Raw genomic sequence first — 15061 nt, 5'->3', positions numbered from 1 at the left:
GCGCCCTCAACCACGGGTATTTTCTGGGAACAGGCCGCGCGGACGCAGACGGATAAGAAGGATGACGCAGGCGAGAACGGCAATGCGACCAAGCGTGTCGTTCATCACTAGCGAGAACAATGCGGTCGCTTCACCAATCATGACAGCCGCTGTGGCGGCTCCGATCAAACTGCCCAGACCACCGATAATCACCACCAGGAATGCATCGACGACAAGGCTTGTACCCATGGTTGGAATTGTGCTGAAAAGGGGAGTGATGAGCGCTCCTGCAATTCCGGCCAACCCCGCCCCATAAGCAAAAGTCAGTGAGAATATGCGCCCTGACTCAATTCCGTAGCACTCTGAGATTTTACGGTTCTGAATGATCGCGCGCAGCTTCGTGCCGAATTCGGTTCGCGTGAGTAATGCCCATGTTACTAGCAAGACGGCAACGGAGAACAGGATGATGAAGATCCGATAATTCGACATCACAACATTGCCGATCTCGATGTTTCCGCGCAGAAAATCCGGACCTTTGACGAACAGGGATTCCGGGCCAATTATAATCCGAACCGCCTGCTGTAACATGATGCCGATCCCCCAAGTTGCCAGGATCGTGTCCAGTGGTCGTTTATAGAGCCGCTGCACGATGGCCCGCTCGATGATCCAGCCAATGGCTGCCACCGCCAAGAAGACCAACGGCAAAGAAACAATAATTCCGAAGCCCAAATAGTTTTGCAGAGCCCAAGTCGTGTACGCGCCCAGCATTACGAATTCACCGTGCGCCAGATTGATCACCCCCATCGAGCCGTAAATTATTGCAAGTCCAAGTGCTATGATCAGTAGGATCGAGGCCATGCTGAGGCCCGAAAACAACTGATTGAAAACGACATCCATACTCTCTCCCCGTCGACGCGAACTGCATGTCCCCCTCAGTTTATAGAGCTCCCGGCGCGTCGCGCCGGGAGCAACCATTCAACCCTTGACTAAACCTTCGCCCGTGCAGGTTTGTCCCGGGTAGGCAGCATAGGGCTTGGGAGCCACCCGCTCTGCGGAGTCCAGGATCACCTTGGCTTGACCGTCCGACTGCCATTGCGCCACTTTTGGCCACAGATGGGTGTGAAGGTTTTCATCGATAAGCACTTTGCCCTGGGGTGCGGCCAATTCAGTGCCAACAGCTGCAGCTCGGATGGCCTCAGTCGTGACATTGTCCGGATCCAGTTTCTCAAGTGCTGCCTTAAACTGATAGACTTGGAAATAGGCTGCTTCACTGACGAAGTGCGTGACCTCATCGGCGCCATAGCGGCTCTTGTATGCCTCTACGAAACGCTCATTCTCTGGCGTGGAATGGCCCATGAAATAGGGTGCAGATGAGTAGTGCCCTGCAGCGGCTTCACCGCCAATCGCTTTCACCTCGACTTCCGAACGCGTCAGGCTGATGACCGGCATCGCTTCCGCATCCAGTTCGGCAGCATGGTACTGACGCGCAAAGGCAACGTCGGAGTCGCCGACAACGGTCGCGAAAATGACATCCGGCTTCTCCGTACGGATACGATTGATGACCGAACTGAAGTCGGAATGGCCCAATGGCACATATTCTTCATGCACGACTTCGCCTCCAAGCTCGGAGAGCAGCTTCTTGCAATAGTTGTTCTCTTCTTTCGGATAGACGTAGTTGTTGCCGATCAGATAAAAGCGCGGACCGAAGTTCTCGATCGCCCAGCCGATCACATTGTCCTGCTGTTGGTTTGGCACCGCGCCGCCATACATGACATTGCGCGAACATTCACGCCCCTCATAAAGAGTGGGATACCAGTAAAGATTGTTGCGCTGCTCGACGACCGGCAGAACTGCTTGCCGGCTGGCAGAGGTGTAAGAGCCAAAGACACTTATGCATTTGTCGCGGATCATAAGACGACGTGCGCGGTCCGCGTAGGTGGCCGGATCAGATGCCGGGTCCTCAATAATCGGCCGCAGCTGGCGACCATGAATTCCGCCCTGTTTGTTGATTTCTTCCATTGCCATCAATGCGGCGTCATGCAGCGTATGTTCCACCACAGCCACAGCGCCGGTGAGCGAAAACAGCAGTCCCACAGGAATATCTGTACCCAAAGCGAGTGCCGGTCTGGTGCCTAACAGCAGCGCGGGCGCGGATAAGGCACCGGACGCTCCAATGACGCCCAAGGCTCCAACTCTTCCTAAAAAATCACGTCTTTTCATTTCTTTCTCCCTTGTTAACTCGAACAGAAGCACAAAAAAATGGCCCCTTAAACGACCAGATTCCGGTGGTCGTTTAAGGGGCCATTTTGCCCATATGTTTGAGCTCGCATTTGAACTCGTTCATTCACCGTTGCATTAAGAATAGGAAAAAATCAAGAAAATTTTTTACCTAATATGTTAGTATATTAAGCACATTTTTCGCAAGGGATCGCGCCCGTCGGGTGACTTCTTTTAATGTTGGCGGTGGAAGCGGAGTGGTTGGAGGAATCTCGCCGAGGCAATGAAGGTGGTCCCGGCGGGGCAGGCAGAGGCGCACCTGATCTGGCAGCGGCGGCAGAGCAACTAGGCGCAAGCGCGGCCGCTTTGGCAGAAGCGCTCGGCCACGATATGCCACCCGAATTTCACAGCCTGCTGAAAAACTTGCGATCGCCATAACGACCGAGTAGCGCCTTGAAAGGTTCCTTCAACATCCACCGCTAACGGGCAGCAATTTGCGCATCATCAAGAATGCAAACTGCCCCATGGGTAAATAGCCCAATGGGGGTTTGAAGCGCTGCAAAATTCCCAGTCGGTTTATCGCCATAGTTTCGCATGTGTCTAAAAACGGACCTGTGGGATCGACGTCGCACGTCATAGATTAGACTGACGTCAGGTTCCGTCCACCACTTTGTCAAAATCAGTGACGTTCGCAAATGCAGCGAGCGCTGAACGTCCAAATTTCGAGGGGCTCGCCAGGAGAAATTTTTCGCTGGCTGACGCAATAGCGACCTTTTTCACTGCGATTTTTGACAAGTCATAATCCATGACGCGACCCGCATCATCAATTGCTGAGCATCCAAGAAACGCTACATCGATTTTGAGGTTTGACAGAGTCAACACGATCTCTTCGCCGACCAGCGATCCGTCACGTCCGGCCAGACGACCTCCCAGCACCATAATTTCGTGCCGATGCGGGTCAAAATGCAGCGCAGCGCGCGTACTGTTGGTGAACACGCGAAATCCTGGCCTGTTGTTCAGTTCTTGCGCCAGCGCCTCCACAGTCGTGCCGACATCAAGAAACACAGTGGCGTGATCTCCAACGAGAAGAGCCGCCGCCCGGGCTACGCGAGACTTGTCATCCCGAGAAATCTCAGTCTTTCTGTCGTAATCAAGGCGCAGCGCTTCATCCGACCCGATGATCCCAGCACCTCCGTGAAAGCGCTGCAATAGACCTGCCTCGGATAGCATTATGATGTCGCGTCGCACGGTCTGAGCTGAAACGTCGAACTCCTTAGCCAGATTTTCAATGGTGACAAAGCCTTGGCTGGCCGTCTGTTCAAGGATGCGTTCTTGTCTGCCGTTCAAGGACGAAGGCCCCAGAGTGTCCATCATCATATTGCCTTTCGCTTTAACATATGTAAAGTATCTTACATTTAGTGAGGCAATGCAACATGGATCGGCTATCTCTTCATATCTCAGACGGAAACGTTTTCAGCAGCAAGGGGCGTCTTGATCCCTGGATGTGGACGTGGCGCCAAACTGAAACACCTGAAGACGCAGTGCCGGCATCTGCTGAGCAGGCACTGGCATTGGTCGCAGCAAGTGGCAATATGCGCCGTATTCCTGTTGGCGTTATTGGCCCGCGCGATGCGAGCGAAAGTCAGTTGGCCACTGCGGAGGCTATTGGTGCTGCGGTCGGACGACTGGGATTGACCATGATCTGCGGAGGGCGGGGCGGCGTTATGGAAGCTGCATCAAAGGGTTGTATGCATTCCGGGGGTCTGACGGTCGGTCTGTTGCCTGATCATGAATGGCACAGCGCAAACGACTTTATTGCACTCCCCATCGCAACAGGATTAAGCGAAGCTCGCAACATGATTATTGCCAAATCATGCGCCGTTTTGATTGCAGTTGGCGGCTCGTATGGCACACTATCGGAGATTGCCTATGGGCTGCACTTTTCGAAACTTGTAATTGGTCTGGACGGTGCTCATGAGATCGAAGGCCTTGTGGTTGCGCAAAGCGCGCACGAGGCGATGGTGCGGCTTGCAGAACATTTCATGGGTTCTCTGGTTTTGTCAGATAATTGATATTTTGTTTTATCGATGGTAGATAATGTACAAATTTGGAGCAGGTCTTGAGTACACCACACGTCCTTGATCTAAAAAATGTTACAAAAAAATTCGGCACGCAAATTGTGCTGGATGACATATCGCTTTCTATCGCTGCTGGAAGTTTCACCTCGCTTCTGGGTGCATCCGGTTGCGGAAAATCAACCACGCTCAGGATTATGGCGGGTCTTGATCGACCTTCTGAGGGCGAAGTCATGCTGGACGGACGCGTCGTCACTGAAATGACGGCCCACGAGCGGAATATCGCAATGGTGTTCCAGTCCTATGCGCTCTATCCACATTTGACAGTCGCCCAGAATGTTGCATTGCCGCTGACGATGCGCCATCTGACGGCTCTCGGACGATTGCCTGGGGTCGGTCGGTTCTATCCGGGTGCAGCAGGGGCTCGCAGCGATATCAGACGCAAAGTCGAGCAGGTCGCCGAGTCGCTTGAGATCAGTGCGTTGCTGAATCGCAAACCTGCACAAATTTCAGGTGGACAACGGCAAAGAGTTGCGTTGGCACGGGCCCTGGTGCGTGATCCGGTTCTATTTCTACTGGATGAACCACTGTCAAATCTTGATGCCCGGCTACGCGTTCAGACACGCGCTGAGCTGGTTAATCTGCACAAACGCACCGGCCGCGCATTCATCTATGTCACTCATGATCAGGCTGAAGCTATGGCCATGTCTGATCAGGTGATTGTCATGATGGATGGCGCAATTGCACAAGTCGGCTCGCCACGAGATCTCTATGAACGTCCTGCCTCATGCGCCGTTGCGGCGTTTGTCGGCGCCCATCAGATCAATTTCCTTCCTGCCAATTCGCTTGGCGATGGAGTGCTTCCAGGTACGGCCGGGAAAACAATCGGATTGCGTCCTGAACACCTTGTTCCAACGGTCGACGGTCAGATCCAGGTGCATCTAGAGTCAGCTGAATATCTCGGCTCGGAAATCATCCTGACCGCACGCAATTCCAAAGGCGAAATCATCCGTTCGATTGCGCCTGGAAACTACAATTTGCCCGCACCGAATTCCGAAATCCGGCTCGGGTTTGAAACAACGGCAGCCCATATTTTTGATCCAGATACCGGGCTCCGTTCCCGGGGAGCGATCTGATGGGCATCCAAAGAGACCATCGAGAGACCATCACAAATATCTGGCTCACAGGTCCGGCGACGCTTGCACTGGTTCTGTTCATATTCGTTCCGGTTGCCATTGTCGCGGTTCTGTCATTCTCAGATTATCAGTTCGGTGCAAAGTCGCTCAACTGGATCGGATTGGACAATTACATAGTTCTGTTCACATCATCGATCGGCAGGCGGGCGATCACAAACACCCTGACCTACGTCGCAATCGTCATCCCATTCTCGGTCTTCCTGGCACTGTGCGTCGCTATCGGGTTGCATCGCATGCTGGATTGGGCGCCAAATATGTCTCGCTTCCTGCGCGCAGTTTACTTCCTTCCGGTCGCGGCCACGCTCGTGGCCATGGCAGTCGCGTGGCAGATGCTTCTGCACCCGTCGCTCGGATTGGTAAATCAGATGCTGTCGGCCATAGGTTTAACGCCGCAGAACTGGCTGAGTGACCGTGGGCTTGTTCTGTATACGCTTTCTGTGATCGGCATATGGCAAAGTGTCGGATACAATATGGTGCTTTTTTTGGCCGGGCTCACCGCCATACCCTCAGAGCTTTATGAAGCAGCCGAGGTTGATGGGGCTGACGGCATCTGGTCGCGTTTCTGGACTGTGACCTGGCCGATGCTTGGACCCACGACATTATTCGTTCTTGTGGTCACGGCGACAAACGCCTTTCGGGTCTTCGAAACGGTGGCGACGTTGACGAAAGGCGGTCCGGCCTTTGCGTCTGACACCCTGATTTACGCGTTATACCGCGAAGGTTTCATCTACTTTAAAGCCGGCTATGCGAGCGCTATCACCATTGTGTTTTTCGCTTTCATCCTGATCCTCACCCTTGCTCAAATACTGGTGGTCGAGCGGAAGGTGCATTACCGATGAAAAATCGTACAATCTCTCGTATTGTCTCAACATCGCTTTTGATGGTGGGTGGTGCATTCGTCCTGTTGCCCTTTGCCTGGATGGTTTCTCTTTCGCTCAAGCCTCGCGACGAGATATTCACCTCACAGGTGCAATTTTTGCCGACACGGCTGGAGTTCTCGAACTACTGGGTGGCACTGACGGAAACGGACATTCTGCTCTATCTGTGGAACGGCACGATTGTCGTGGCTGGCATCCTGTTCTTTCAAATCCTGTTCGCGCTGCCATGTGCTTATGCCCTCGCACAACGTACGTTCTGGGCTCGCAACCTGATTTTCGGACTGGTCCTGGCAGCTCTTCTTATCCCGTTTCCTGTGACGGCAATTCCAGTTTTCCTTGCTTTTGCTGAATTCGGCATTCTCGACAGCTATACAGCGCTCATCCTGCCATTCATCGCCACTGCTTTTGGGATATTCCTGTTCCGGCAGTTCATCTCTCAGATGCCGGCAGAATTGTTTGATGCAGCCCGTGTCGATGGCTTGAGCGAAACCGCAATTGTCTGGCGGATTGTCTTTCCGATGGCGCTTCCCGCAGCGACAGCTTTTGCCATTTTCTCGGTCACGACACACTGGAATGACCTCTTCTGGCCGCTGATCGCAACGGTCGATCCAGATATCGCAACTCCGCCAAAAGGCATCGTTTATTTTCGTGATCAGGAAAGCGGCGACGATGTTGGTCCGCTCATGGCCGCAGCAATCATTGTCATCGCGCCGCTGGTCATCGGATTTCTCATGGCACAACGCAAATTCGTGCAGGGTCTCGCAGCTGGTGGTGTCAAAGGGTGAGGAGATGAGACGAAACAGGACAGAGTGCGAACAATAACTAAAACAAGTAACCTGAAAATGAGGAGTGACAATCATGAAAACAATATTCGCAGCCGCCTTTATGGCGACAATTGCCAGTGTAGCTTCGGCGCAAGAAACAGAGATCCGCGTCCACTACGCTATCCCAACCATCTGGGCGGAAACACAAGCCGCTCTGGCTGAAGCATTCATGGCCGAAAACCCGGATGTAAAAATCGTAATTGACGGAGCTGCTGAAGGTTATCCTGAAGGCGTACAGCGCTTGTTACGTGAATCAATAGCTGGAAACAGCCCGGATGTCGCTTACGTCGGTCTGAACCGCTGGCGGATTCTGGAAGACCGTGACCTCCTGCAGCCCCTGGACGCGTTTCTGGGCGAAGATCCCGCTGCGCTGGGGTTTACGCCCGCCCTCCTTTCGTTAGGCCGTTATGAGGACACACAATTTGCCCTGGCGACATCAGCATCAACGTTGGTCATGTATGTGAACCCGAAACTCGTTGAACAGGCTGGTGGCTCAATGGGCGATTTTCCAACGACATTTGATGGAGTGATCGCGCTCGGTGCGAAGATCAACGAGTTGGGTGACAACATTGACGGTGTCTGGATCGACCGCCATGACTGGCGGTTTCAGTCCCTGCTTGGCTCCTACGGGGGACGCCCGATGAATACTGAGGAGACTAAAATCACCTTCGACAGCCCCGAAGGTATCTCCGCAGCAACGCTCTATCAGAGATTTGCAGCTGAAGGCGGCATGAAATCATATGCCGATTCAGCCGCACGTCAGGCCTTCCCGGCCGGTACACTTGGAATCATGTTTGAAAGCTCATCGCTTCAAACAAGATTTGAAGCGGGAGCTGGCGACGGATTTGAAGTCACAGTAAAGCCACTTCCAATCGCTGCTGAAGACCACAGCAAGGTCTACTTTCCGACAGGTGGATCGGGTATTGTCATGCTGACCGAAGACCCGGAGAAACAAAAAGCTGCCTGGCGCTATATCTCATTCGTTACCGGACCTTCGGGCCAGAAAACAATTGTCGAGAACACCGGATACGCGCCGGCCAACTCGATTGTCATCGAGGACAAAGACTACCTTGGCAGCTACTACGCTGGCAATGAAAACGCCCGCGTTGCCCATTCGCAAGTGGCCAATTATGCCGGACCCTGGTACGCATTTCCCGGAGCTGAAGGCGTAGCAGTTACTGACCTCATTGCCGCAGCACTCGTGGAAATTACGGAAGGTGCGGACGTCTCAAAAACGATGGGCGAACTAGCCGAGACAGTGTCCATGCAGCTTGGTTTCAAGTAGGCGGACGCTTCCATAATCAGTCACCGCCCAACAAATCCAGATCGGTTTCGTTGGGCGGTGACAATCTGAATTCAAGTCTCATCGCAATGAGAAGCTGCCAATTGGCTCCCTGCACAATATTTCGCGCCCAAATACTGCCCAAACTGGTGGGGCTTTGTAAGTCGAAGTTCTGAGAAACTTTAGCCACGAGATCGGTCAGTCAGCCCAAGACGGAGCACCAGAAAGTCCGGCGATGTCGGCTTGTTGAAGACCTCAAGATTTGGATGAGCCTGGCGCATTATATCGGGAAGTCCAACGCCGGTGTGTACGACGACTGGCACTGCGGGGCACAGAGCGTTTAAAACCGGTTCGATTGTACCGTCTGGAAGATCCACATCAACGATCGCCCCATCGGGCCATTCTGTTTTGAGAATTTTAAGAGCTTCGGCAACAGTCGTCGCCGGACCGAGCGGTACGCCTCCAGCCTGCTCGACGCTGTATGAGATGTCGAGCGCAATGAAGGGTTCATCCTCGACGATCAGAACTTTGGCGCCTTTAAGAATATCTGTCGGTACTGCCAATTCCTCCATCTTCGTGTCCCTTAGTCTCCAAGCCTGTCAGGCGCCACTGTCAGCAGAATTTCCAAGCCCTCGGGGTGCCAGACATAGTCAATCCCGCCTCCCAACTGGCCCCTTGCGCTGAGCCGAGCAAGCTGGCTTCCAAAGCCATCACGTTCCGGAGGGCCGGCAACGGGAGGGCCACCGGATTCCTTCCAGGTCACAGACAGTCCTGTCTCATCCAACGACCAGGAGATTGCCACTGTTCCGTTCGACGTGGACAGTGCACCATACTTGGCCGCATTGGTGGCAAGCTCATGCAATATCAGCGCAAGGCTGGTGGTTGCGGTGGGGCCTACGTCGACGTCAGGGCCAGCAAGACGCAGCGCATCCTGATGCATACCAGTATGCGGTTCCATTACGGCTTCGATGAGCAGGCAAAGCTGAGTTGGGGCCGTTGATTTCTGTTGAGATTCGATAGAAGAAGTGACGAGTTCGTGTGCGCGCGCCAACGACATTAGGCGGCCACCGAGAGCCTTGGCCATCTCGTTAACGTCTTTGCTGTGCCGCGCTGTCATCTGGATCATGCCGGAGGTGACAGCGAACAGGTTCTTGACCCGGTGATTGAGTTCACGCAGCAACAGCTGCCTGACCTCCTCGGCCCGCTTGCGCTCGCTGATGTCAATGATGTTGCAGACCGCCCCTTGCAGCTCTCCCTGCCAGATGACGGGACGTACCCAGTATTCCACATGGAAGGACGTGCCATCGGTCCGGAAAAACACCTCGTCATCGACATGGGCCATCTCTCCAGTCTTGGCGACGTGGTAGATTGGACATTCGTCGTGCGGGTAATGGGTGCCGTCAGCATGGGAATGGTGGATAATCGCGTGGAGTTGCTTGCCCACGACATCATCCTCTGTTTCGAAGCCCAACATACGCAAAAATGAGGAATTGCAACGCGTGGTCTTGCCCTCGGTATCGACGGCGTAAAAGCCATCTGCTGTTGCATCTAGCAAAAGCGCTAGATCTGCCTCACGACGTTCAAGATCAGTCTCGATCCGACGGCGTTGCTCGATGTCTATGAGGATGCCCGGAAAGCGCAGCGCCTGCCCGTTCGCGTCGTGTTCGCAGCGGCCGTTCGCCTCGACCCAGCGATAATTGCCGTCGGCATGGCGAACGCGATACTCGGCACGAAAATGGCCGGCCGTCTGGAGTGCCTTCTCGATCGTCTCATTCACCCGATGCAGGTCGTTCGGGTGAATGGACGGGGTCGCGTCGGCAAGGGACAGTCCTGCATGACACCGTTCAGGGTCGAGACCAAAGGCCCGCGCGAATCGCTCGTCTGCAGTGATGGTGTCCGAAGGGATATGCCAAATCCAGGTTCCGATGATCGCACCCGCCTCGAGGGCCAGTTCGATACGTTCCCGCGCAGTCGCCAGATCGCGTTGCGTCTTGATGAGCTGGCTTTCGGTGCGGCGACGCACCTCGATCTCGCGATTTGCTGCCTGATAAAGTCGGGCATTGTCGATGGAAATTGCGGCCTGACCGGCGATACCGTGCATCAGCATTTCATGATGCTCGGAAAACCGCCCGACCTCCTCGTGACCGAAAAACAGCCCCCCGATGACCTCTCCCGAGCGCGAAATGACCGGCACGGCAAGGTAGCTGTGCACAGGCAAATGTCCTTCAGGCATGCCGTTGCTGGGTCGGTTCTTCCCATAGCGTGGGTCCTGGGTGATGTCATCAGAGCGGACAATGCCTTTCCCCTCAAACGTAGGCGCGAAGATCTGTGTATTCCGGGGCATCGGAAAGTCCGCGAAGGCTGCACGCTCTACGCCTGAGAGCGCATAGAGCATGTAACTTTCGTCACTTTCATCGGTGACGTTGTAAAAAAACGCTCCGAATTGCGCGCCGGTCAGTTCCACTCCGGCGTCAGTTACCATCTGAACAATAACGTTCAGATCAAGTTCAGCAGCGACGCCTGTGCCGATCCGGTTCAGGGTTTCCAAAAGGCGCTTTTGATCCGACAACATCTCCTGCGCGCCATAGCGTTCCAGGATCAGGGCCGTGGTCCGCGATACCAATTCAAGAAAGCTCTTTTCCTGCGCGCCAGGAAGCCCTGTTCTGGGGCTGTAAATCGCGAAGGTGCCAAGCACGTCGCCATTCGAATCGATGATGGGGTTAGACCAGCAAGCCTTCATTCCGAGCGGAAGCGCCAAATGCTTGAAATCCGCCCAGACAGGGTCTTGTGCAATGTCCTGAACATAGACTGCCTCTTTGCGAAACGCGGCTGTTCCGCATGATCCGGCACTTGGGCCAATCGCGACCCCGTCCACGGCCTGGGTGTAATTCTTCGGCAGCCCGACTGCCGCTCCGTGAAAGAGATGCTTTCCCTGATCATCTAGAATGAGGATCGAACAGGCGAGATCTTCGCCTGTAAATTCCTGAAGCGCACGAACGAGTTCATCGAGGATCATATCGAGAGGCTTTTCCTGAAGCGTCAGCTCGAGCAACTTATGATGGAGTGACTTGATGCCCTCCTTTGCATTGAGCATGACAGGAGCCGCAAGATAGTCGCTGGCGTTCTCGTTCCGGTCCATAATCTAATCCTTCATCGTCAACATTCTGCCAGCGATTTACCCAGTTATCGTGGGGCATGTCGAGAGGTTTGCCCGAACATAATTTGCTTTTTCCGAGGAGTTTTAGACCGAGCAAAGCACCGGAAAACTCCGGGAGATGTTCTGAGTGACTTACGACACTCAGAACATGCATCGCCTTGTCCTCTTTGCTGCGCGCCGGACCCAGTTTCGCAAGACACGATACCGGTATCCACTCGGGCAAGGTCTTTGGCGCTTTACGTTCGAAGTTAGTTTGAAATTTTCGGAAGCAGGTAACTTCTTTGGTGGGCAAAACTTCATTGCGCCCAAGATCTTACGTGATCTGAGGACCTCCATTGTAATTCGTCCGTTTTGCAGATAAAACGCTCGGAGTTGCAGGCATGACAGGCAATCAAGCGACATATGGCTGAGTCTTCCAATCACAAAGTGTACTTCGTGCCAGGCCTTCATCGCGGGCTGCGAGTGCTTGAGATATTGGGGGCTGCCGACAAGCCCATGTCGATCAGTGATATCGGGCGGGCCATGAGCCTCAGCCGGTCATCGACGTTCCGCCTCATCTATACGTTAAACCAGATGGGCTTTCTCAAAGGCGGTGATCAAAATAATACCTACACACTTGGTGCGCGGGTTCTCAACCTTGGCTTTGCCTATCTCAATCAACAGCCAATCACGAGCATCGCCCGCTCTTATCTGTCCGAGTTGCGGGACAAGACAGGCGTTAGCGCGCATTTGAGCGTTCTGGAGGGCTACGACGTTCTCTACCTGGGCAGTCATCAGGCGAGAACAGGATATGTATCCAACATGGTGACCGGCACGCGCACACACGCCTATGCTACAGCCGTGGGGTGGTGCCTTCTGGGCTCCTCTACTGATGAAGAATTGCAGGCGCTTTGTGACACCACTGATATGGTCAGATTTACGGAGCAAACGCCAACCAGCTACGAGGAATTGCGCCAGCGCGTACAATCCGCGCGTGATCAGGGATACGTATTTTCACAGGGTTTTCAAGAGCCTGGCGGATCGAGCGTTGCTGTTCAGGTTCGTGATAGCTCGGGGCAGGTTGTGGCCTGCGTCAATATTTCGGGGCCTGACAGCGGCTTTGATTTTGATAAAATTGACAGTTTCTATATTCCGGAGACAAGGGCGGTCGCGCTGCAAATCTCTCGCGAATTGGGATATGGGGGGCCAGCCTAGGCCACTCGGCTTGCAGGTATACCAAGAATAGAACGGGCTTCATTCGGAGTGGCGATTGCTCCCCCGAGGCTGTCTATGATGGAGATGCCCTTTTCGACCAGTTGCGCATTTGACGTGCAGTGCTCGCCTTTGCGGATATAGGCTGTATCTTCCATGCCGATCCGAACATGGCCACCGAGCAAGAAGGCCTGGGCAAGCATCGGAAATGCCGTTTTGCCGATACCAAAAGCTGCCCACTGTGTTCCAGTTGGCAACTGGCTTACGAGATAGACCATGGTCTGTGAGTTTGCGACGGCTCCAAAACGCACTCCCAGGACAATTTGAACCATCAAGGGCTTTTTGATAATGCCACGCGCAAGGAAATCCTTGGCCATATGCAGATCGCCGCTGTCAAAGATTTCTATTTCTGGTTTTACGTTCGCGCCATAAATAAGTCCGGCCATTTTTTCCAGGTTCCAAGGCGCATTGATGACACTCGCCTGACCCGACCACATTGTGTTGAAATCCAATGTACAAATCTCTGGACGCAATTCCTCAATATGAGCCACGCGCTTTTCCGGGGCGCAGAGCGTTGATCCCGGCGCTGCCACCTTCGGGTCATCCAGCGATGGCACAAAACGACCGCCTTCCCCGGTTGTCAGGTTGAGGATGATATCTTCATTCTTATCGCGAATCCGGCCCACCATTTCGCGATAGAATTCCAAATCCATGGATCCTTTCGCTGTCTTTGGATCACGGACATGCAAATGCACAATCGACGCACCTGCCTTTGCCGCATCGAGTGCCTGTTCGGCGATCTGAGTGGGCGTGACAGGCAAATGCGGGTTGAGTTCGGGCGTCATCAAATTTCCGGTGACCGCGCATGTCAGAATGGTCTTGCTGGTCATGAACCAACCTGATCCAATGCGTTTTCAATCGCCCGGGCAATTGTTGCAACGATCAATTCGATCTCTGCTTCGGATGATGTGTAAGAAGGGGCCAACAGAACATGATCCCCATTGATCCCATCGGCGCATCCTTGTGATGGATAGCTCATCAAGCCAAGCTCTAGCGCGGCTTTCTGTATTTTAGGCGCCAGCTTTTGTGCTGCCGGGAAGGGCTCTTTGGTGGTCTTGTTACTGACCAGTTCAACCGACCAGAACAGGCCACGGCCGCGTATGTTTCCAACATTGGGAACCTGTCCAAAGGTCTGGTTTAAGGCATTCTCCAATTGAGCTCCGCGCGCGCGCACATTATCCAGAAGGTTTTCGTTTTCGATAAATTTTTGGACTGCAAGTGCCCCGGCAGTGGCAACGGCATGAGACATGTAAGTGTGCCCGTTCCACAGTTGGCCGCTGCCGGATTCGATTGCTGAAATTATGGGCTCGCTCGCCATTACGGCAGCGATTGGCTGATATCCGGCACCCAGTCCCTTCGCCATGGTGGTGATGTCAGCGTGAATGCCTTCCTGCTCCAGTGCGAACAATGACCCGGTTCGGCCCATGCCGCACATCACTTCATCTGCAATGTAAAGGACACCATATGTATCGCAAATCTCTCGAATGCGTCTGAAGTAACCTGCGGGAGCAGATTGGGTGCCCAGAGAGGCACCGACAACCGGTTCTGCAACAAAGGCCATTACATTTTGAGGGCCAAGCGCCTGAATCCGGTCTTCAAGCTGGTTCGCCATCCTGAGGCCGAAGTGTTCTTCGCTCTCGTCATGCTTGCGCATGCGGTAGTCATAAGCGGCTTCTATATGATCGACGTCGATCAGGATTGGCCGGTAAGGTGCGCTGCGACTTGCGTGCGCGCCCGTTGCCAGAGCGCCCAGCGTGTTCCCATGATAGCTGGGCCTGCGCGCAATAATTTTGGTGCGCGACGCCTCGCCACGCTCCAGGTGATATTGACGGGCCAGCTTCAGCGCTGCTTCCATTGCTTCCGATCCGCTCCCCACGAACATCACCCGGCCATTGCCAATGCCTCGCGGGGCGCGTTTGATGAGAAACTCGGCCAGTTCTTCAGCAGGTTCGTTCGTAAAGAAGCTTGTATGTGCAAACGCGATCTTATCTATTTGCTGTTTTACAGCTTCGCGAACCGCTGCGTTGCTATGGCCCAGGCAGGATACTGCGGCGCCACCACAGGCATCGAGATATCTGCGCCCTTCGGCGTCGATCAAATAGTTGCCATCCCCGCCAACAACCGTTGGAAGATCGGTATTCAGCGTGCGATGAAGGACATATGTCATGCGGTTTCCGTATTGCATCTGGAACACTGTTTTGT

At 54.0% G+C, this 15061-nt stretch carries 13 protein-coding genes; 6 read left to right on the top strand and 7 right to left on the bottom strand.

The genetic code is table 11. The features are described 5' to 3' along the window. Positions 1–6 precede the first annotated feature (6 nt). The 3 genes from urtB to RAL88_RS09020 all read right to left on the bottom strand — a co-directional run bounded on the left by urtB (position 7) and on the right by RAL88_RS09020 (position 3570). Complete coding sequence (urtB, locus tag RAL88_RS09030) at positions 7–876, bottom strand: urea ABC transporter permease subunit UrtB (protein WP_306268888.1); 870 nt, start codon at positions 874–876, stop codon at positions 7–9. Positions 877–954: 78 nt separating this feature from the next. Further along, positions 955–2199, bottom strand: coding sequence for a transporter substrate-binding domain-containing protein (locus RAL88_RS09025; RefSeq protein ID WP_306268887.1), 1245 nt, complete (start codon positions 2197–2199; stop codon positions 955–957). Between the two features lie 648 nt (positions 2200–2847). Next, entirely contained in the window at positions 2848–3570 is a 723-nt protein-coding gene (locus RAL88_RS09020; protein WP_306268886.1) for a DeoR/GlpR family DNA-binding transcription regulator, read from the bottom strand. Between the two features lie 59 nt (positions 3571–3629). Between RAL88_RS09020 and RAL88_RS09015 the strand changes: the two genes are divergently transcribed. From RAL88_RS09015 to RAL88_RS08995, 5 genes are all read left to right on the top strand, one after another. Beyond that, complete coding sequence (locus RAL88_RS09015; protein ID WP_306268884.1) at positions 3630–4268, top strand: TIGR00725 family protein; 639 nt, start codon at positions 3630–3632, stop codon at positions 4266–4268. A 47-nt stretch (positions 4269–4315) separates the two neighbouring features. Next, the gene (locus tag RAL88_RS09010; protein WP_306268882.1) at positions 4316–5407 is read left to right on the top strand and encodes an ABC transporter ATP-binding protein; all 1092 of its coding nucleotides are present in this window, start codon (positions 4316–4318) and stop codon (positions 5405–5407) included. Continuing rightward, positions 5407–6306, top strand: a complete 900-nt coding sequence (locus RAL88_RS09005) for a carbohydrate ABC transporter permease (protein ID WP_306268880.1) — start codon at positions 5407–5409, stop codon at positions 6304–6306. Before RAL88_RS09010 ends, RAL88_RS09005 begins: the two co-directional genes overlap by 1 nt. Beyond that, positions 6303–7130 (top strand): carbohydrate ABC transporter permease, encoded by an 828-nt coding sequence (locus tag RAL88_RS09000; protein WP_306268878.1) that lies wholly within the window; start codon positions 6303–6305, stop codon positions 7128–7130. Before RAL88_RS09005 ends, RAL88_RS09000 begins: the two co-directional genes overlap by 4 nt. Positions 7131–7203: 73 nt before the next feature. Next, the gene (locus tag RAL88_RS08995) at positions 7204–8454 is read left to right on the top strand and encodes an extracellular solute-binding protein (RefSeq protein ID WP_306268876.1); all 1251 of its coding nucleotides are present in this window, start codon (positions 7204–7206) and stop codon (positions 8452–8454) included. 179 nt (positions 8455–8633) lie between these two features. Here the strand turns inward: RAL88_RS08995 and RAL88_RS08990 are convergent, their stop codons facing one another. Further along, positions 8634–9023 carry a response regulator gene (locus tag RAL88_RS08990; protein ID WP_306268874.1) on the bottom strand — a complete coding sequence of 130 codons (390 nt, stop codon included), beginning with the start codon at positions 9021–9023 and terminating at the stop codon, positions 8634–8636. A gap of 11 nt (positions 9024–9034) precedes the next feature. After that, positions 9035–11590: a GAF domain-containing protein gene (locus tag RAL88_RS08985; protein ID WP_306268873.1), complete on the bottom strand. Its 2556-nt coding sequence runs from the start codon at positions 11588–11590 to the stop codon at positions 9035–9037. Between the two features lie 420 nt (positions 11591–12010). Here RAL88_RS08985 and RAL88_RS08980 point away from each other — a divergent pair, with 420 nt between their 5' ends. After that, on the top strand, positions 12011–12802 hold the full coding sequence (locus tag RAL88_RS08980; protein WP_306268871.1) for an IclR family transcriptional regulator: 792 nt from the start codon (positions 12011–12013) through the stop codon (positions 12800–12802). Here RAL88_RS08980 and RAL88_RS08975 read toward each other — a convergent pair. Both RAL88_RS08975 and RAL88_RS08970 read right to left on the bottom strand, forming a co-directional pair. After that, entirely contained in the window at positions 12799–13689 is an 891-nt protein-coding gene (locus RAL88_RS08975; RefSeq protein WP_306268869.1) for a 3-keto-5-aminohexanoate cleavage protein, read from the bottom strand. The genes RAL88_RS08980 and RAL88_RS08975 overlap by 4 nt on opposite strands. Beyond that, positions 13686–15026 (bottom strand): aspartate aminotransferase family protein, encoded by a 1341-nt coding sequence (locus RAL88_RS08970; RefSeq protein ID WP_306268868.1) that lies wholly within the window; start codon positions 15024–15026, stop codon positions 13686–13688. The genes RAL88_RS08975 and RAL88_RS08970 overlap by 4 nt, the downstream gene beginning before the upstream one ends. Positions 15027–15061: the final 35 nt, after the last annotated feature.

Origin of the sequence: Pararhizobium sp. IMCC3301 (assembly GCF_030758315.1) — a bacterium.
Lineage (GTDB): Bacteria > Pseudomonadota > Alphaproteobacteria > Rhizobiales.
Note: the sequence above shows the minus strand (reverse complement) of the source record. Positions and strands in the feature narration are given on the sequence as shown.

Coding starts and splice junctions, on each gene's coding strand:
- RAL88_RS08990 (WP_306268874.1), bottom strand. CDS start 9,023: ATGGAGGAATTGGCAGTACCGACAGATATTCTTAAAGGCGCCAAAGTT.
- RAL88_RS08975 (WP_306268869.1), bottom strand. CDS start 13,689: ATGACCAGCAAGACCATTCTGACATGCGCGGTCACCGGAAATTTGATG.
- RAL88_RS08980 (WP_306268871.1), top strand. CDS start 12,011: ATGGCTGAGTCTTCCAATCACAAAGTGTACTTCGTGCCAGGCCTTCAT.
- RAL88_RS09000 (WP_306268878.1), top strand. CDS start 6,303: ATGAAAAATCGTACAATCTCTCGTATTGTCTCAACATCGCTTTTGATG.
- RAL88_RS08995 (WP_306268876.1), top strand. CDS start 7,204: ATGAAAACAATATTCGCAGCCGCCTTTATGGCGACAATTGCCAGTGTA.
- RAL88_RS09020 (WP_306268886.1), bottom strand. CDS start 3,570: ATGATGGACACTCTGGGGCCTTCGTCCTTGAACGGCAGACAAGAACGC.
- RAL88_RS08985 (WP_306268873.1), bottom strand. CDS start 11,590: ATGGACCGGAACGAGAACGCCAGCGACTATCTTGCGGCTCCTGTCATG.
- urtB (WP_306268888.1), bottom strand. CDS start 876: ATGGATGTCGTTTTCAATCAGTTGTTTTCGGGCCTCAGCATGGCCTCG.
- RAL88_RS09015 (WP_306268884.1), top strand. CDS start 3,630: ATGGATCGGCTATCTCTTCATATCTCAGACGGAAACGTTTTCAGCAGC.
- RAL88_RS09005 (WP_306268880.1), top strand. CDS start 5,407: ATGGGCATCCAAAGAGACCATCGAGAGACCATCACAAATATCTGGCTC.
- RAL88_RS08970 (WP_306268868.1), bottom strand. CDS start 15,026: ATGACATATGTCCTTCATCGCACGCTGAATACCGATCTTCCAACGGTT.
- RAL88_RS09025 (WP_306268887.1), bottom strand. CDS start 2,199: ATGAAAAGACGTGATTTTTTAGGAAGAGTTGGAGCCTTGGGCGTCATT.